The sequence below is a fragment of the Aeromonas cavernicola genome (assembly GCF_002795305.1).
Lineage (GTDB): Bacteria > Pseudomonadota > Gammaproteobacteria > Enterobacterales > Aeromonadaceae > Aeromonas > Aeromonas cavernicola.
Genome location: NZ_PGGC01000154.1, coordinates 19,153 through 38,084 on the forward strand (window position 1 = coordinate 19,153; position 18,932 = coordinate 38,084).

The 18,932-nt window shown below is 55.7% G+C and carries 17 protein-coding genes; all 17 read left to right on the top strand.

Annotated elements, in window-relative coordinates:
- The first annotated feature begins 323 nt into the window (after positions 1-323).
- Positions 324-1,679: a glycerol-3-phosphate transporter gene (glpT, locus tag CUC53_RS15525; protein WP_100294985.1), complete on the top strand. Its 1,356-nt coding sequence runs from the start codon at positions 324-326 to the stop codon at positions 1,677-1,679.
- Positions 1,680-1,777: 98 nt separating this feature from the next.
- On the top strand, positions 1,778-2,536 hold the full coding sequence (locus tag CUC53_RS15530; protein ID WP_100294986.1) for a DeoR/GlpR family transcriptional regulator: 759 nt from the start codon (positions 1,778-1,780) through the stop codon (positions 2,534-2,536).
- A 315-nt stretch (positions 2,537-2,851) separates the two neighbouring features.
- A complete protein-coding gene (glpD, locus tag CUC53_RS15535) occupies positions 2,852-4,339 on the top strand; it encodes a glycerol-3-phosphate dehydrogenase (RefSeq protein ID WP_100294987.1) in 1,488 nt (495 codons plus the stop codon).
- A gap of 98 nt (positions 4,340-4,437) precedes the next feature.
- Positions 4,438-5,517 (top strand): glycerophosphodiester phosphodiesterase, encoded by a 1,080-nt coding sequence (gene glpQ, locus CUC53_RS15540; RefSeq protein WP_100294988.1) that lies wholly within the window; start codon positions 4,438-4,440, stop codon positions 5,515-5,517.
- A gap of 207 nt (positions 5,518-5,724) precedes the next feature.
- Complete coding sequence (gene eco / locus CUC53_RS15545; protein WP_100294989.1) at positions 5,725-6,207, top strand: serine protease inhibitor ecotin; 483 nt, start codon at positions 5,725-5,727, stop codon at positions 6,205-6,207.
- 285 nt (positions 6,208-6,492) lie between these two features.
- Positions 6,493-6,858: a MaoP family protein gene (locus CUC53_RS15550; RefSeq protein ID WP_100294990.1), complete on the top strand. Its 366-nt coding sequence runs from the start codon at positions 6,493-6,495 to the stop codon at positions 6,856-6,858.
- Complete coding sequence (gene hdfR / locus CUC53_RS15555) at positions 6,858-7,733, top strand: HTH-type transcriptional regulator HdfR (RefSeq protein WP_100294991.1); 876 nt, start codon at positions 6,858-6,860, stop codon at positions 7,731-7,733. The genes CUC53_RS15550 and hdfR overlap by 1 nt, the downstream gene beginning before the upstream one ends.
- A gap of 155 nt (positions 7,734-7,888) precedes the next feature.
- Positions 7,889-8,830, top strand: a complete 942-nt coding sequence (locus tag CUC53_RS15560) for a hypothetical protein (protein ID WP_167386775.1) — start codon at positions 7,889-7,891, stop codon at positions 8,828-8,830.
- A gap of 143 nt (positions 8,831-8,973) precedes the next feature.
- The gene (locus tag CUC53_RS15565; RefSeq protein ID WP_100294992.1) at positions 8,974-10,164 is read left to right on the top strand and encodes an amino acid aminotransferase; all 1,191 of its coding nucleotides are present in this window, start codon (positions 8,974-8,976) and stop codon (positions 10,162-10,164) included.
- Between the two features lie 378 nt (positions 10,165-10,542).
- Positions 10,543-11,970, top strand: a complete 1,428-nt coding sequence (gene sbcB / locus CUC53_RS15570) for an exodeoxyribonuclease I (RefSeq protein WP_100294993.1) — start codon at positions 10,543-10,545, stop codon at positions 11,968-11,970.
- Positions 11,971-12,254: 284 nt separating this feature from the next.
- Positions 12,255-12,605, top strand: coding sequence for a CidA/LrgA family protein (locus CUC53_RS15575; RefSeq protein WP_100295014.1), 351 nt, complete (start codon positions 12,255-12,257; stop codon positions 12,603-12,605).
- Positions 12,602-13,288: an LrgB family protein gene (locus CUC53_RS15580; RefSeq protein WP_100294994.1), complete on the top strand. Its 687-nt coding sequence runs from the start codon at positions 12,602-12,604 to the stop codon at positions 13,286-13,288. Before CUC53_RS15575 ends, CUC53_RS15580 begins: the two co-directional genes overlap by 4 nt.
- 161 nt (positions 13,289-13,449) lie before the next feature.
- On the top strand, positions 13,450-14,334 hold the full coding sequence (cdd, locus tag CUC53_RS15585; RefSeq protein ID WP_100294995.1) for a cytidine deaminase: 885 nt from the start codon (positions 13,450-13,452) through the stop codon (positions 14,332-14,334).
- A gap of 121 nt (positions 14,335-14,455) precedes the next feature.
- Complete coding sequence (locus CUC53_RS15590) at positions 14,456-14,614, top strand: DUF2256 domain-containing protein (protein ID WP_100294996.1); 159 nt, start codon at positions 14,456-14,458, stop codon at positions 14,612-14,614.
- Positions 14,614-16,134 carry a cryptochrome/photolyase family protein gene (locus CUC53_RS15595; RefSeq protein ID WP_100294997.1) on the top strand — a complete coding sequence of 507 codons (1,521 nt, stop codon included), beginning with the start codon at positions 14,614-14,616 and terminating at the stop codon, positions 16,132-16,134. Before CUC53_RS15590 ends, CUC53_RS15595 begins: the two co-directional genes overlap by 1 nt.
- 197 nt (positions 16,135-16,331) lie before the next feature.
- Positions 16,332-17,597 (top strand): D-amino acid dehydrogenase, encoded by a 1,266-nt coding sequence (locus CUC53_RS15600; RefSeq protein ID WP_100294998.1) that lies wholly within the window; start codon positions 16,332-16,334, stop codon positions 17,595-17,597.
- A gap of 138 nt (positions 17,598-17,735) precedes the next feature.
- Positions 17,736-18,170 carry a YcgN family cysteine cluster protein gene (locus tag CUC53_RS15605; RefSeq protein ID WP_167386776.1) on the top strand — a complete coding sequence of 145 codons (435 nt, stop codon included), beginning with the start codon at positions 17,736-17,738 and terminating at the stop codon, positions 18,168-18,170.
- Positions 18,171-18,932 lie beyond the last annotated feature (762 nt).

Below are 18,932 nucleotides of genomic sequence, written 5' to 3' on the forward strand. Positions count from 1 at the left end.
AAAATACGCCTTCTTACTAAATTCGCATCCCCCAGCCCTATGAAATGTGCTCGAGATCTCATTTATTGCTAACAAGATGTGACACAAAGCAAGAAGGCATCCCCTATTACCACCTAATAGGTAACAAAAAACCTTGCTAAGACAAGGGCTTCCCGTCAGAAAGCGATACTCAATAGAGACAACTTCTTTGCAATAAAACTGCAATATTTGAGCCTTTGTCACAGATATGATGCGCACATACGCGCACAATGACGGTAACAATGGTTCATTTGAGTTCACATTTGTGGGCTTAATGTTGTAGATAACAACCAAGGAAGTGGAAAATGCTCACTCTTTTTAAGCCTGCGGCACACATTGATCGGCTACCAACCGAGAGGGTTGATCCTTTCTATAAGCGGATGCGCTGGCAGGTCTTTTTTGGGATTTTCCTCGGCTATGCCGGCTATTACCTAGTGCGGAAAAACTTCACCTTGGCCATGCCGTACCTGATCGAGCAAGGCTTTTCCCGTGGCGATCTGGGGGTGGCCCTGTCTGGTGTTTCCATCGCCTATGGCCTCTCTAAATTTTTGATGGGTAATGTGTCTGATCGTGCCAACGCCCGTTATTTCCTCAGCGCAGGCTTACTGCTCTCGGCCGGTTTAATGTTCATGATGGGCACCCTGCCTTGGGCAACCTCTAGTATCGGCATTATGTTCGTGTTGCTGTTTCTCAATGGCTGGGCACAAGGCATGGGCTGGCCCCCCTGCGGCCGCACTATGGTGCATTGGTGGTCACAAAAAGAGCGGGGCAGCGTAGTTTCGGTCTGGAACATCGCCCATAACGTGGGGGGCGGTATGATAGGCCCGCTGTTCATTCTGGGGATGGGGTGGTTCAACGATTGGCGCAGTGCTTTTTATGTGCCAGCCGCAGTGGCCGTGGCCATCGCCGCCATCACCTTTTTAGTGATGCGCGATACCCCACAATCAGTCGGTTTACCGCCCATTGAAGAGTACAAACAGGACTATCCGCAAGATTACAGTGAGCACCACGAGCAGGAGTTCAGTGCCAAAGAGATCTTCATGAAGTATGTGCTGCACAACAAGCTGCTCTGGTACATCGCCATCGCTAATGCCTTCGTGTACCTGATCCGTTATGGCGTGTTGGATTGGGCACCGACCTATTTAAAAGAGGCCAAGGACTTTAGCGTTGATAAATCCTCTTGGGCTTACTTCCTCTATGAGTGGGCGGGGATCCCGGGCACCCTGCTGTGTGGTTGGATTTCTGACAAGCTATTTCAGGGGCGCCGCGCCCCAGCGGGTATCTTGTTTATGGTCCTCGTCACCATCGCGGTACTGGTCTACTGGTTTAACCCCGCAGGCCGGCCCACCGTTGATATGTTGGCACTGGTGGCGATTGGCTTTCTGATTTATGGCCCCGTCATGTTGATCGGGCTCTATGCCCTTGAGCTGGCGCCCAAGAAGGCTGCTGGCACTGCCGCCGGATTTACTGGGTTGTTTGGTTACCTAGGCGGCGCAGTGGCAGCAAACGCCATGCTCGGTTATACCGTGGACCACTTTGGCTGGGATGGCGGCTTCATGGTGCTGACGGTGTCGTGTGTGTTGTCGATCATTTTGCTGGCAATGACCCTCAAACATGAGAACCAAGCGATTGCCATGAAGAGGGCGACGCATCAGGCATAAAAGATGATCCTGACCTTATCGATCCCAACAGGGATCAGGTAAACTCTAGGCCCCGCCTCTGCCGGGGCTTTTTTTCGTCTTACCATCGGAGTACCAACGTGAAGCAAACCCAACGACATCTGGAGATCTTGGACGTCCTGACGCGGCAAGGCTTTGTCTCAACCGAAGATTTAGTCAGCCAGTTTGATGTCAGCCCTCAAACCATTCGCCGTGATTTGAACGACCTCGCTGAGCAGAACAAGGTCCAACGTCATCATGGTGGGGCGTCGTTGTATTCGAGCACGGTCAATACCGCCTATAGCGCTCGCAAGGTATTACAGCTGCAAGAGAAAGAGCGGATCGCGCGGCAGGTCGCCGCCCATATACCCGATGGCTCATCGTTGTTTATCGATATTGGTACCACCACCGAGGCCGTGGCGCGCGCCCTGCTCGATCACCGTGACCTGCGGATCGTGACCAACAACCTTAACGTCGCCAGCATCCTCACGGCGAAGGATGATTTCACGGTGATCATTGCCGGCGGTGAAGTACGCAACCGAGATGGCGGGATTGTCGGGGAAGCGACCCGTGATTTTATCGGCCAATTTCGTATGGATTATGGCGTGATCGGTATTTCTGGTATCGACAGTGATGGCTCCCTGCTCGATTTCGACTATCACGAGGTCAAAATCGCGCAAGCGATCATTGCCCACTCACGACAAGTATTTTTGGCCGCAGACCATACCAAATTTGGCCGCAATGCCATGGTCAACCTCGGTAATCTAACCCAAATTCATGGCCTGTTTACCGATCAACAACCCTCCGACAAGCTGATGCGGTTAATGTCCCAGCACCAGATTGCTTGCCACATCTGTTAACTCGCCGCGCTTGCTCGCCAATGTGCTCAAGGCCGTCGTAGGCGGCCATATCCCCTCGGTGCCAGATTGCCCTCTCTGATTACCGTTGCCCGCCGCAGAGGCGCGCTGGCTCTCCTGCTCGCCCCTGTCCGTCCCGCTCAGTGTCACTATCAGTGACACACTCAGCCACCATGATCGTCAGATTTGTTAGCGTATGGCTAATAAAGATGATCTCTTTTTATCATCAAATGTTCGTTTTTCTTTCTTTATGCTCTAATATGAGCGAAATAATACATTTCCATCTCTGTTCACACCAAGATAAGAAAGTAGGTAAACATGAGCGAACATTATGATCTGGTTGTCGTTGGCGGCGGCATCAACGGAGTCGGCATTGCAGCCGATGCGGCTGGACGTGGCCTGAAAGTCGCGTTGTTTGAGGCACAAGACCTTGCCTCCGCCACCTCCTCTAACTCCAGTAAGTTGATCCATGGCGGCCTACGCTACCTTGAGCATTATGAATTTCGTCTGGTAAAAGAGGCGCTAGCGGAGCGCGAAGTGCTGCTTGGCATGGCCCCGCATATCGCCCGCCCGATGCGCTTTCGTTTACCTCATCGCCCCCATCTTCGCCCCGCTTGGATGATCCGTGCAGGCCTCTTCTTGTATGACAATTTAGCTAAGCGCGACAAGCTCAAGGCCAGTTGTGGCGTGCGCTTCTTGCCACAAGATGGGCTAACTGCGGGTATCAATAAGGGCTTTGAGTATTCCGATGCGTGGGTCGATGATGCGCGTTTGGTGGTGCTCAATGCCATGATGGCCCGTGACAAAGGGGCTGATGTGCAAACCCGTACCCGCTGTGTCAAAGCGGTACGCGGCTCAAAACATTGGACCTTGACCTTGGCACGGGAAGGGGGCGAGCAATTTACCGTGACCTGTCGCGGTTTGGTTAATGCCGCAGGTCCTTGGGTGAAGACCTTTTACGATGAGAGCCTCAACGAGAAATCTCCCCGTGGTATCCGCTTGATTAAAGGGAGCCACATGATCGTGCCCCGCATTCATGAGCGGGCAGAGGCGTACATCCTGCAAAACGAAGATAACCGGATCGTCTTCGTCATTCCTTACCAGCAGGACTACTCGCTGATCGGCACAACCGATGTGGAACATCACGGCAGCCCACGGGAAGCGGCAATCAGTGAGAGCGAGATCGATTATCTGTGCAAGGTGGTCAATGCCCATTTCACCCGCCAGATCGCCCCTTCTGATGTGATTTGGACCTATGCAGGGGTGCGCCCGCTGTGTGACGATGAATCAGACTCGCCACAAGCGGTCACCCGCGACTACACCCTTGAGCTTTCTGGTGAGTCAGACGGTGCGCCACTGCTGTCGGTATTTGGCGGCAAACTCACCACCTATCGCAAACTTGCCCAAGCGGCCTGCAACAAACTCAAACCTTGGTTTAGCCAGATGGGTGGCGATTGGACCGCCACCAGCCGTCTGCCAGGCGGTGAGTTTGATTGTGCCATTGCTGAGCTCGCCCGTGCTTATCAGCTCGAATTTGACTGGCTCGATGAGCGCAGCGCCCACCGGATTGCCGAAGCCTACGGCAGCCATGCTCGTCTGTGGCTTAACGAGGCACCAGGTCAGCACTTTGGTGGCGGTTTGTATGAGTCAGAAGTGCGTTATCTGATCGAGCGGGAGTGGGCCTATACCCTAGAAGACATCCTGTGGCGCCGCAGCAAGTTAGGGCTGCGTCTGACCACGGCCGAGCAGCAGCAGTTGCAAGACTGGCTTGAGCAACACCATCAGACCTTGCGCAAAGCAAGCTGATGAAAATGGGTGGACAGCGCCCCGCTGTCCACCGTAAAACTGCAATCATCCTCTGATATATCAATCCCCTACCCACAATAATAAAATGAGTATCAAAGATGAAAAAACCGATCGTAGACCTAATTGCATTAGGCCTTGGGGCCTCCCTTTCATTGCCGTTGCTGGCCGCCGATGAAGGCAAGATTGTGATTGCTCATCGCGGCGCATCGGGTTATTTGCCAGAACATACCTTGGCCTCAAAGGCGATGGCCTATGCCATGGGTGTGGACTATTTAGAGCAAGACTTGGTGATGACCAAGGATGATCAGCTCGTGGTGATGCACGATCACTTCTTGGACGGCATCACCGATGTGGCCAGCCGTTTCCCCAGTCGCGCCCGTGCCGATGGTCGATATTACGTGGTGGACTTTACCTTAGACGAAGTGCGCTCCTTACGGATGACCGAGCCCTTTCAACTCGTCGATGGCAAGCAAGTCCCCGTCTATCCTGAACGTTTTCCCTTGTGGCAATCCAATTTTCGGATTCATACCTTCCAAGAAGAGATCGAGATGATCCAAGGGCTAAACAAAAGTACCGGTAAACAGGTCGGTATCTACCCCGAAATCAAAGCGCCTTGGTTGTTTCGCCACGAAGGTAAAGACATCTCCAAAGCGGTGCTCAGGGTGCTCAAGGAGTACGGCTATACCAGCAAAGAGAGCCGTGTCTATCTGCAAAGCTTCGATGCGAACGAACTAAAGCGGATTGACCGTGAGTTGATGCCTGCCATGGCTATGGATCTCAAGCTGGTACAGCTGATGGCGCAAAGCGATTGGAACGAGACCATGGTCTACGATGCCAGCGGCAAGGCGACGCCCTACAGCTATGACTGGATGTTTAAACCGGGCGCCATGCAAGAGATTGCCAGTTATGCCGAGGGAATTGGCCCTTGGAAACCCATGGTCGTCACCGAACCTGGCACCTTGGGCCAACCTATCATGACGACCTTGGTAAAAGATGCCCATGCGGCAGGCCTAAAGGTGCATCCTTATACCTTCCGCCAGGACAAGGGGCAGATCCCCGCCTATGCGAAAGACTTCACTGACCTGCTCACTATCTTCCTGTATCAAGCTGGCGTAGATGGCGTATTCAGTGACTTTCCTGACAAAGCCGTCGCGGTGATCAACGCCCACCGTGAATGAGACGACGAGCCCATTACCGAGACCTACCGCCTCAATGTGATCAATCTGTGTGAGGTCAGGGGGACGGGAAATAGGCGAGAACTGTGCTCAAAATGGTCAAATAACGTCATAGTGTGCCAGATCTCGCCTGATTTGCGGTCTAGATCGCTGGTATCAAAACGGCGGAGCGGTTAGTCTAGCGACGTTTAACTCACCCAAGAGGTATAGATGAAAACCGTATTGCGTTTTAGCCTGCTGGGCGCCTTGTTACTAGGTGGTCATGCCTTCGCCGCCGAACCGAAAAAATTTGACATCAGCATGTTTCCCGCCGCTGAGGTGAATCAGGAGCGGGTGGTGATCCGACTGCCTGAAGTCGACAACGAAGCAGACATGATGGTCGAGCTACAAGTTGGCAAGAAGATGCAAGTTGACTGTAATTTGCCCCGTTTTGCCGGCAATTTGGAACAGCGCAGCGTCAAGGGCTGGGGCTATAACTACCTGCAATTGGGGAAGGTTTCTGACCCTATTAGCACCTTGATGGCTTGCCCTGATGGCCAGAAAAAAGAGGCGTTTGTCCAAATCTACGGCCAAGGCTTCTTCGTGAACTACAACTCAAAGCTGCCATTCGTTATCTATGTGCCGCAAGAGTATGAAGTACGCTACCGCTTGTGGCGGGCCGATGCGCTGGCTCAACCCGCCATGATTGAATAATCGGCTAACCTCACTCCCCCTCCCTTTGCGAAAAAAGAGCCGATTAAGCCTCTTTTTTCGCTCATTAGCAGCGTTCGTGCCCATTCTTACGGGATGCGCATGAGTCATTGCTTCGCTATTTTTTAGGCTCTTTTATGTGAATTTTCAAAAGATTATGCTCATAGCTAGACCAAACATAGTTCGATGAATTAATTTTATTAACATGGCAAAAAAATTGATTTTGCACTCCGCTGTTGCCTGATGATACTTCCCCGCAAAGGTCAAACTAACTAGAAAAAGAGCACTATGAGCTTCGAATCAGACAAGCGTTTCAACGACTTCAAGCATTTCCCTCGTGGCCTGCGTCGCAGTGGTGAGTTCACTGTCGCCGAAGCGGACAGCCTAGAAAAATTTGGCACTGTCATGCTGGCTCTGTATCAAGGCAACCTTGCCCCCCGTGATGAGACCGAAACCGCGTTTATCGCACAGGTTAAGTCAGGCGAGGCGGGCAGCAATCCCCACGCAAAGGTGTGGTTCAAATACCTCAAGGTCATCGGTCCTAAGCGCGTGCATCGCCTCTGTACCGTAGCGGGCGGCGCCAACGAAGATACCGGCGCAGGCAGCTTTGAAGGCGGCAGTACGGGCGGCGGCAGTGATGAGTCCATTGATTAATGGATACCGAACTGCTTCGAACCTTTATCGAGGTCAGCAAAACGCGGCATTTTGGGCGAGCCGCGGAGAACCTCTATCTGACCCAGTCCGCGATAAGTTTTCGTATTCGCCAACTGGAGGAGCAGCTAGGGGTCAGTCTGTTTGCTCGCCATCGCAATAATATTCGGTTAACGGCTTCTGGCGAACGCTTACTGCCGTACGCTGATGCCATCTTGCATACTCTGGGCCGTGCCAAGCAGGATGTCGCCCTCTCCCCTGGTTTCAGTCAGCAACTTGCTATCGGTGCGCCGGCGGTATTCTGGGAGCTCGATTTTAATGATTGGCTAAACCAGGTTTATGGCTTAGTTCCTGGCTTGGCGATTCGCCTTGAAACCGCCTCCCGCGAGCACTTATGCCGTCAATTGCTGGAACGCACCCTTGATTTAGCACTGCTATGCGAACCCACCAAAATCGATGAAATAGCCCTTCACCCAGTGGGCGAGCTGGTCTTTGAGCTGGTTAGCCGCGATCTATCGACCACCACAGACGACCTGATGCAAATGCCCCATATTCACCTCGATTGGGGCACCCATTTTGAGTTACAGCCAAGTCCTTTGCTGAGTCTGCAAAAAACCCCTGTGTTGCACTCCACCTCTGCCAACATGGCGCTGCAATTTGTGCTAACCCATGGTGGCGCCGCTTATCTCCCCAGACGAATGGTCAGTCACCACTTGACCCAAGGTATCCTGCATCAAGTGGCAGGCAGCCCAGCGTTGAGCCGCCCGCTCTATCTGGCTTACTTGGAGAAATCAGACCGACGCGAGCTCATTGATCAGCTACTCGCGTTGCCACTATGCTGGGCTGACGCCGATTTGCACCAACCCGAGTTAACGTAAGCTGACCACATAACAAAACCCACCCTAGCCCGGTGGGTTTTGTTGTTTTAACGGGATGAGGTCACGTTATTGGTAGCAAAACGTTGGCTCTGCCAGCGCATCTGGATAACGTTGCCAGTCCGATGAGCAGATCAGCATAACAAGGAAGAGTGGCGGTGATCGATTTTAGTCATCCTCAATGGCGGGCCTTAGCGCAACAGCTTCTGACCCAAAGCTCGGTCATGATCCGAGCGCGCCAATGGCAACCACTGCTAGGGCTATTAAAAGACCACCAGCTGCTGCGAACGCTGGAGCCCCATTACTATGAACTGACCCCAGCGGGGCGCCGTTATCTGACCCGCGAGCTCACGCTAGCCACCTTGGCCAATGCCCCGATGGCACCGGAAGAGTGGCTCCAGCATCAAGGTTGGCAACTGGGGGAGCAGGTCAATAAACGGGTACTGGCCGCCCTTTATCGCAAGGCGGAGGTGGATTTTACCCCTGCAGAGCAGATCGACTTTGAGGATAAAGGCGTTCGGCTTTGTAGCGATCAGCTGGTACGTTTGCGCGCCATTGAGCCATTTAGCCTATTTATCAGTGGGGGTGCCTTACTGGATGCCGCCCCTTGGTTGCAGGCACTGGGTGAAGTAGCCCTCTCAGCACGCACCCTACATCGGCTGGGTAAAGTATTATGGCCCGAAGGCGAGCTACAACGGATCATTAGCACCGATTGCATTGGCGCGTTTGCAGAGCTACGCCTGACACCAGGCACCTTACTGGTGTGGGCGCCAGCCACCTTGCCAGCGGCGCTACAGCAGGTTGTTGCGGCGTTGCCATCTAACGTGAAGTGGAGCCACATGACATCAATTGACCCCGCAGGGGTTGATCGGGTGCTGATGTTAGCTCAGCGGCTAGGGCGACCTGCCAGTTGGTGGTTACCGCTGGCGTTACCCGCCATTATCTCCGCCTACAGCCTGCCATTACGAGACGCCCGACCTTGGGAGCCGAGCCGTCTCCCTAAACCTTTGTTAGCATTATGTAGCGAGTTGGTTGCATCTGGTGGTGGTCTGTCTGCCGAGGTGTGCGCCCTGGCGCCAGAGTGGTCTGCTGTTGGTTAACCGTGCCACATATCTGTTCGAAAAGCGGTTTTCCCTTGTTACACCCGATGATATAAAGAGTTGACGATGCGCTCACACCCTCGCGCTGCTGTTTGTCATAAACACTTATTCGCTAACGAACTCAACGGAATACAGGGAATACCATGTTTGAAAAGGTTGTTGCCGCCCCAGCGGATCCGATCCTGGGCCTGACCGAAGCCTTCCGAGCTGACGCTCGCAGCCACAAAATCAATCTAGGCGTCGGCATTTACAAGGATGAGACAGGTGCCACCCCCATTTTGCACTGCGTCAAAAAAGCCGAGCAGAAGCTACTTGCTAACGAGCAGACCAAAAACTACCTCGGTATTGAAGGCAATCTCGAATATGGCCGCATCGTGCAGCAACTGCTGTTTGGCCAGCACGCCTCGCTGATTGCCAGTGGTCGCGCCAAGACCGCGCAAGCACCGGGCGGCACCGGTGCCCTGCGCATCGCTGCCGAGTTCGTGGTACGCAATGGCTTGGCTAACACAGTGTGGATCTCCGATCCGACCTGGGCTAACCACGTCAGCGTCTTCCAAGCCGCAGGCCTCACCGTTAAGTGGTACAAGTACTACGATGCCGCCAGCAAAGGGCTCGACTTTGCCGCCATGCAGGCCTCGCTTGCCGACGCACAGGCGGGCGATCTGGTACTGCTGCACGGCTGCTGCCACAACCCAACCGGGATCGACCCCACCAGCGAGCAGTGGCGCGCACTGGCTAAGCAGAGCGCTGCAGCAGGCTGGCTGCCGCTGTTTGACTTTGCTTATCAAGGCTTTGCCCGTGGTATCGAAGAGGATGCAGAAGGGCTGCGGATCTTCGCCGAGTGCCACGAGGAACTGCTGGTAGCAAGCTCGTTCTCCAAAAACTTTGGGCTTTACAACGAGCGGGTCGGCGCCTTTACCTTGGTCAGCGCCAGCAAAGAGATTGCCGATGTCGCCTTTACCCAAGTCAAGACCGTGATCCGTGCCAACTACTCCAACCCGCCGTCACACGGTGCGGCGGTCGTGACCACCATCGTGAGCGATCCCGCACTCTATGCCGAATGGGTGGCAGAAGTGGCCGCCATGCGGGTGCGCATTCGTGAGATGCGCGAGCTGCTGGTAGCAAAACTCGCCGAACGGGGCGTGAGCCAAGACTTCAGCTTTATCCGTGGCCAAAATGGCATGTTCTCCTTCTCGGGCCTCTCTAAAGAGCAGGTAGAACTGCTCAAACGTGAGTTCGCTATCTACATCGTCGGCTCTGGCCGGATCAGCGTGGCAGGGATCACCCGCGCCAATATTGATCCCCTGTGCGATGCCATCGCCAAGGTCCTGTAAGCGCACGGTTCACCGCTACCGCCCTATCGCCTAACGAGGCCATATACGACAGCCCGCCCTGCAACCACCGGCGGGCTTTTTTGTACCTATCCTAGCCCTGGCTTGGCTTGACTTGGCGCGCCAAGGATGACTCGCTGGTCCGCCAATAAGCCTCATCACGGCGTCAATCCGCTCTCTTTCGCGATGCGCAAGGTATCTCCCTTACTCAGAGCGCTCGATACAGCGAAACAGGTTCGTTAATGCCCAATAAATCACCATCTGCACGGCCTCCCCTTCGCTCTGCCCGCTCGATGGTTTACCATGCAGGCCATGCGGTGCACGACACCGTCCACGTGGGCGCCTAACGCCACGCTATCCCAGCCGCCGATGTCGGAATTTATGAGCCAAACAGCACCCTCAGGCAACCAGCCAACCTTCTACTTCCACGATTACGAGACCTTCGGCATCAGCCCCGCTAAGGACCGGCCGGCGCAGTTTGCCGGTATTCGTACCGATGCAGATTTCAATCTCATCGGCGAGCCGCTGGTCATCTATTGCAAGCCACCAGCGGACTACCTGCCGGAGCCGGAGGCCTGCCTCATTACCGGTATCACGCCGCAAAAGGCGATGAAGGATGGGCTGTGCGAGGCGGATTTTATTCGCCAGATCCACGAGCAGTTCGCCACTCCGAATACCTGTGTGCTGGGCTACAACAGCATCCGCTTCGATGACGAAGTGACCCGCTACACCCTCTATCGCAACTTCTATGACCCCTACGCCTACGCTTGGCAAAACAGCAACTCCCGCTGGGATATCCTCGATATGCTGCGGGCCTGCTATGCCCTGCGCCCAGAGGGAATAGCGTGGGCCTTTGACGAGGAGGGCAAGCCGAGTTTCCGGCTGGAGAAGCTGACGGTCGCCAACGGCGTAGCCCACGCCAATGCTCACGATGCACTCTCGGACGTACTGGCCACCATTGAGATGGCCAAGCTGGTGAAAAAGGCTCAACCCAAGCTGTTCGGGTACCTGTTTGACCTTCGCAACAAGAACAAGGTGAAGGCCCTCATCGACGTGGTGACCATGAAGCCACTGGTGCACGTTTCCGGCATGTTCTCCCCGTGGCAAGGGTGTGTGAGCTGGGTGTCGCCGCTCGCCTGGCACCCCACCAACCAGAATGCGGTGATCATGGTGGATCTCACCCGTGACCCGACCCCGCTTATCGAGCTCACCAGCGAAGAGATCCGCGAGCGCCTCTATACCAAGAAAGAGGAGCTGGGGGATCTGGCGGGTATTCCGGTCAAACTGGTGCACATCAATAAATGCCCGGTGCTGGCACCGGCCGACAGACTTACCGCAGAGCGGGCCGATGAGCTGGGTATCGATAGAAAGCAGTGCCGCAAGAGCTTGGATCTACTGCGGGCCCACCCCGAGGTGCGGGAAAAACTGGTGGAGGTGTTCACCCAAGAGTTTGCTGGCAGCAATGATAGCGACCCCGATACCCAGCTCTACGCCGGCTTCTTTGGCCACGGTGACAAGTCCACCATGGATCTGGTGCGCGCTACCCCAGCGGATCTGCTGGGTGAACGGGAGTTTGCCTTCACCGACTCTCGGCTGCCGGAGATGCTGTTTCGCTACCGCGCCCGCAACTGGCCACACACCTTAAGCGAGGCCGAGCAAAAGCGCTGGCGCCTGCACTGCAGCGACTACTTCAGCCGTCGTCTGCCAGACTATGTGCCCCGTCTTGAAGGGCTCGCTGAGCAGAATCAGAGTAACGAGCACAACTTTGCCATCCTCAAAAGCCTCTATCACTACCTAGAAACCTTATGAGTGAATGCGCATCGCGCCACCATTACGGCATGCTGCATGGCTGCGAGGGTTACAAACGTGCCCTGAAGCGGCTAAGAGGGTGTGCGGTCACGCCGCAAGGGGCAGAGGGAATGCTAGGTGGCTGACCTTAGCGTGGTGTTGCCAACATATCGCGAGGACGAGGGAACGTAAGATGAGTCTCAAACGAACTGATTTCAGCTGTTATTGTTTTAATGCTGATGCTTCCCTGCTCTGTTAAACTGGCGTTTCACTCACCTCGTTACCAAGTTGAGGCTCATCAGCCCATGTTAGCTGCCTTGCTCTATCTGCGTGACTTTATGGTCATTGTTGCCTGCCTGCTGGTCGGTAAAGCGGTCTCGGCCATCCTGCCTTTTACGTTTCCCGGCAGTATTATCGGCATGTTACTGCTGTTCGTGCTGCTCTCGTTGCAACTGATTAAGTTGCAATGGGTGGAGCGCGGCGCCGGCTTGCTGCTGCGCCACATGGGGGTGTTGTTTGTGCCGGTGGCCGTTGGCTTGGCGGCGTGGTTAGACACACTCTCTCAATATTTTGGCCTGATCATGTGCTCTGCACTGCTCGGGGTGGTGCTCATCCTGATGACCGTTGGCCGACTTTATCAAAGGATGAATCGATGATGTTCTGGCTGGCTATTCCACTGACCTTGGCTCTCTATGTTGCGACGCGGGCCCTCTATCGCTATCTACCTTGGCCGATCATCAATCCGGTCTTGGTGCCGACCGCCGTTATCATCGGACTGTTGCTGTGGTTCCCGCTGCCACTGGCGGACTATCAAAGCGGCACTCGCCCTATCACGGCACTGCTTGAACCGGCCGTGGTGGCGCTAGCCCTGCCTCTTTATCAACAAGCACGCCAGATCCAGGCCAAGCTCAAACCGATTGTGATCTGTACCCTCGCCTCAGTCCTGATCTCAATCTGCACCACCCTGCTGATCGGCCATCTGATGGGCGCCGACCCTAGCTTGCTGGCCTCCCTTGCCACCAAGTCCATCACCACCCCACTCGCCATGAGTGTCAGCGAATCCATTGGTGGCATTCCCGCGATCGCGGCCGCCATGGTGGTCGTGGTGGGGATCAGCGGCGCCTTGCTTGGTTATCCACTACTTAAGCTCATCAAGGTAACCGACCCTGAAGCGCAAGGGCTAGCGATGGGGGCATGTGCCCATGCCATTGGCACCGCGGCCTCCGCAGAGAAGGGGGTGACGCAAGGTGCGTTTGCGTCACTGGCCATGGTGATGTGCGGCATTCTGACTGCGGCGGTGGCGCCTTTGCTCTTTGCTCTCTATCACTGGCTCACCTGAACGATGCACCCATCATGGCGGGCCGCTTGCCCGCCGAGCATAGGGCAAACGTTTCTCTCTCACTCCCCCCTGCACCTACCTATAATGCCGTGAGATGAGTCACACATTTCAGCCAAGTGACTCCCTACAATAGCCAGCCATTGGCTCTTTGAGGACACACTATGCATCCCCGTTTTATCAAGCCACTCGATACCCTGCCTATTCCACTCAGCACCGCGCTACAGCCGATACTCGCAAGCGCTGGATTTTGCGGCCAGTTTACCCCAGCCCACGTCACAACCCTGAAAAATGCCAGTGCCTTGGATGATCGCGCTTTGCGTTTGGCGCTGCTGCCGGTGGCCGCCGCCTACTCCATCGCCCCGATCTCGCAGTTTTTTGTCGGTGCCATTGCCTGTGGCAACAGCGGTGCTTGGTATCTGGGCGCGAACATGGAGTTTGCTGGCCAAGGGCTGTTTCATTCGGTTCATGCTGAGCAGTCGGCTATCTCACACGCTTGGCTTTCTGGCGAGACAGGGATCGCGGAAATCACCGTCAACTACACCCCTTGTGGCCACTGTCGGCAGTTTATGAATGAGTTGAATACCGCCCGCACCCTGCACATCTCCTTGCCCAACGACAGCAACACCCTGTCTGGGTTTCTTCCTCACTCATTTGGCCCCGCAGATCTGGGGATCACCGATGCCCTGATGAGCCCACACTCCCACCACGCGCTGCAACTCGATAGCGATGATCCACTGTGGCTGGCTGCATTAGCGGCGGCCCAGCAGAGCTATGCGCCCTACAGCCAAGGGTATGCGGGCGTCGCGCTGCAATTTGCCAATGGCCACATTGTCTGCGGCCGTTACGCTGAGAATGCCGCGTTCAACCCCAGCTTACCGCCCATGCAGATGGCGTGTGCCCACGGGGTACTGCGCGGTGAAGATCTCGCCAGCTTGCGCCGAGCGGTGCTGCTAGAGAGCCGCAACGGCAGCATTAGCCAGCGTGATGCCGCGCAATCGACCCTCAAGGCGCTCGGCTCAGTGGTGTTGGAATACCGGGCCGTGTAGCCCCGCCGCTGGCTCATGCCCCGTCAACAGCAACAGCCTGGGCGTGGCTGGCGGCATAACCGGATGATCCGGTGGCGCCATCCGGTCGTTTAACCTGCAAAGACCGGAGGCCAAAGGAAAGATGCACCGCAAGCCCCATTTGCCTGAAAAAATCTGCCCCGTTTGCCAACGCCCATTTCGCTGGCGACGCAAGTGGGCCCACCACTGGCACGAAGTACGCTACTGCAGTGAACGCTGCCGTCGCCAGCGTGCTCATCCCGCCACAGGAGTGCCTCTCTGATGGAACTGCGTTTAATTTTGGGGGATCAGCTCAATGCCAGTCATAGCTGGTTTCGCACCCCAGACCCAACCGTCTACTACCTGATCGCCGAGTTACGTCAAGAGACCGATTATTGTCGCCACCATCGGCAAAAAGTGCTGGCCTTCTTTGCGGCGATGCGCGCCTTTGCAGCGGCGCTCACCCAAGCTGGGCATCAGGTCTGTTATCTGACCCTGGATGACACTGCCCACTGGCCAGATTTACCGAGCCTGCTAGAGAGCCAACTGCAGCAACATCAGGCCAGCTCTTTTGCTTGGCAAAGTCCTGATGAGTGGCGCTTAGCCAACCAGCTGACCCAGTGGGCGGCCGCGCTCCCGCTCGCCACCCGCGAAGTCGACAGCGAGCACTTTCTGACGCCCCGGGATGGCTGGCAGCGCTATCCACACAGCCGGATGGAGTTCTTCTACCGCACACTGCGTAAACAGTATCAGGTGTTGCTTGATGCGGCGGGGCATCCCCTCGGGGGCCGCTGGAATTTCGATGGCGACAACCGCGCCAAACTCCCCCGTGACTGCCCGATCCCCGCCCCTCTGCTCTTTGCCAACAAGGTGCACGACATTGATGCCATGCTGACACGCCACGGCGTCCAGACCATTGGTCAAGCCGATGCTAATGCACTCCCTTGGCCAGTCACTCGGCGTCAAAGTCGGCAGTTGCTCGACCATTTCCTCAGCCACTTATTGCCCTCATTTGGCCGTTATCAAGATGCCCTCAGCGAACGGGGCTGGAGCCTATTTCATAGCCGCTTATCCTTCTCCCTCAACAGTAAAATGCTTCATCCCTTGGAGGTGATCCGCGCCGCAGAGGCGCACTGGCAAGCCAATCAGCAGCTCATTACGCTGCCTCAAGTCGAGGGCTTTATCCGCCAGATTTTGGGCTGGCGCGAGTTTGTGCGCGCCCTCTATTGGGAAAAAATGCCCGCCTATCGCGACAGCAATTTTTTACATGCCCAGCGCCCCCTTCCCCCCTATTTCTGGCATGGGCAAACCAAGATGGCCTGCGTGCGTCACGCCATCACTCAGTCCCTTGAACACGGCTATGCCCATCACATTCAGCGGCTGATGGTGACCGGTAACTTCGCTCTGCTGGCAGGGATCAACCCAACGGAGGTTGATGAGTGGTATCTGGGGATTTACGTCGATGCCATCGAATGGGTAGAGCTGCCTAACACTCGTGGCATGAGCCAATTTGCCGACGGCGGCTTGATGGGGAGTAAGCCCTACGCCAGCAGCGGCGCCTATCTTGATCGCATGGGGCACTACTGCAAAGGGTGCCACTATCAGGTCAAGGCCCGCAGTGGCGAAGGCTGCTGTCCCTTCAACCCCCTGTATTGGCACTTTTTGTGGCGCCATCGTGACCGTCTTGGCAGCAATGCTAGGCTCGCCCTGCCCTATGCTAACTGGGACGCGCAACCCCAGGCGCAGCAACAAGCGGTGCTGGCCACCGCCGAGCACTATCTCAGTCAGCTGGCATCGCTGTGAGTGTGCCCAAGCCGTGGCGACCTTGAACGGTGACACCTTAGTTTTTTATACCGACTTACGTCATTATGGGCACACCTCATGCCAATAAAGTGCTAGTAGCCAGATGGAGATCCCAATCCTCACCAGAGTAGTTGAATATCCTGTTGTGGCTGATTAAGGTGTCACCACAGCAAATAGGTGAGTCAAGGAAAGACATAATGGAGATAGTTGTTCTCGGTGGCGGCGTCATTGGCGTAACCAGCGCATGGTATCTGACTAAAGCAGGTCACCACGTCACCCTGCTAGAGCGGCGCAGCGGCGTTGCTCTGGAAACCAGCCACGCGAACGCCGGCCAGATATCCCCCGGCTATGCAGCGCCTTGGGCCGCCCCTGGGATCCCCCTCAAAGCCGCCAAATGGATGTTGCAAAAACACGCCCCTTTTACGGTTCGTCCCACCGCCGATCCTTTCCAGTTACGCTGGATGCTGCAGATGTTTGCTAACTGCACGCCGGCCGCCTATGCCACCAACAAAGGGCGCATGGTCCGGCTTGCACACTACAGCCGTGACTGCATGAAGACGCTGCGTGACACGCTGGCCATCGACTATGAGGGCCGTCAACTGGGCACCTTGCAACTGTTTAGAAGCCAGAGTCAGCGGGATGCCAGTCTGCGGGATATCGAGGTGCTGGAGGAGTATGGTGTGCCGTACCAGTCCCTTGATGGCGCAGGCTGTGAAGAGGCTGAACCTGCGCTGGCGCGGGTACGCGGCAAGATCGTCGGCGGCCTACGCTTACCGGGTGACGAAACCGGCGACTGCTTTCGCTTTACCCAAGCACTGGCCGCCGAGGCGCAGCAACTCGGGGTCAAGATGGTGTTCAATTGCGACATCGACGAGATTGAGTTAGCACAAGGCCGCGCCGTGGCCGTGCGAGCGGGTGAACAGCGCTTTCAAGCCGATGCCATTGTCTGTGCCCTTGGCAGCTATGCCACCGGATTTTTGCGGCCACTGTTACGGCCACTTGGGCTGGATCTGCCGGTCTACCCCGTCAAGGGCTACTCCCTGACCCTGCCGATGACGAACCCTGACGCCGCACCGCGCAGCACCGTGTTAGATGAAACCTACAAGGTCGCCATTACCCGCTTCGATGAACGGATCCGCGTCGGAGGCATGGCCGAATTGTCCGGCTATAACCTTGCTCTCAACCCCAAACGTCACGACACGCTAGCGATGGTGGTGGGGGATCTCTTCCCCGCAGGCGGCGACCTTAGCCGCGCCGAGTTCTGGACTGGGCTTCGCCCGATGACACCGGATGGCACCCCGCTGGTAGGGCCAAGCCCGATCCCTGGGCTATGGCTGAACACCGGCCACGGCACCCTAGGCTGGACCATGGCGGCCGGTTCAGGGCGCTTACTGTGTGATCTTATTAGCGGCACCCCACCGGCCATCAGCGACGAAGGGCTGACCTTGGCCCGCTACGGCTAACGGCGCTATCGGCGGGCATACTGCGGTATCCCGCCTCTGTTACACCGTACCTGAGCAGATTGAGATCGCCGACTTGAAATAGCGTGACACACGGGGTATAACCACCCGCTTTTAGTCGGGTATTAAGTGAGCAGTATGATGCAAGCCCCTTTTTGGCAAACCAAAACCCTGTCGCAGATGAGCGAATCCGAGTGGGAATCCCTGTGCGATGGCTGTGGCAAATGCTGCCTCAACAAACTGATTGATGAAGATACCGAGGAGCTGGTCTTCACCAATGTCGCCTGTGATCTGCTCAACACCAAGACCTGCCAGTGCTCGGATTATGCCAATCGCTTCCAAAAAGAGCCCGATTGCCTGCAAATCACCTACGACAAAATTGCCGAGTATGATTGGCTACCCGCCAGTTGTGCCTATCGCCTGCTTGCCGAAGGGGGCACCCTGCCCGCATGGCACCCGCTGTTAACCGGTAGCCGTTCCGCAATGCACCAAGCGGGACAATCTGTGCGGGGTAAAGTGGTCCATGAAGCACAAGCAGGCGAGTGGATTGACCACATCATCACCTGGGCTAGTTAACATCCCCTCCCCTAGGCAGAACCCACACACCCGCTGCTCATTGCTGCGCTGACATTCGCAGGCCGTGCCGTGACCTCGCGTCCTGTTACGGCAGGCCCATGGCTGATCCTAACGGCGCCCTGCTCGTGCCCCTCCTTCTGCTGGTCATGCCCTCGCCCCATGGCGCTTAGCCCCATTATGCTTGCCACGCAGGCGCTCTGGGCTAATACCGACGTAGGCCACTCTCGCTGGCTGCCTGCGCCGTTGCCGCGTCTCCCACCACCAGCCGCCACGCAGCCCGCCGATCCGGCTCCATCCACGATGCATTTTTATTTTAATGCTCAGCGCTGAGCGCCGCGAAATGGGCTGCCAGCACTGATATTAATAGGGTTGTGTAATAAGCGAAGGCCAGCGGAGCAACCAAAAATGTTGTACGATGGGTTTTATCACCGCAGAGATGGCAAAAGCTGTCGCTGAGCAGTTTTGTCAGTAAAATCTGACCTTATCGCCGCAAGAGAGTGATTTTTCACGCGCATTAATCGTAATAACGACAATACTTCGTGCCAAAAATAGAGATAAACCCTTTTGAAATCAATTAAATAAAAACAAACAAACAGGGCCCGCCACAAAAAGGCGACAAAATAGCCTAACATCGTCAAAAATAAGTCACTCACCATACACAACACAAAAACAGCTCATTTATTCATGTTATCCCTTGTTTTACCCGCTCAATGTGGTATCTTGACATTATCAACAGTTAACCAAGGGAGAAAAAAGATGAAA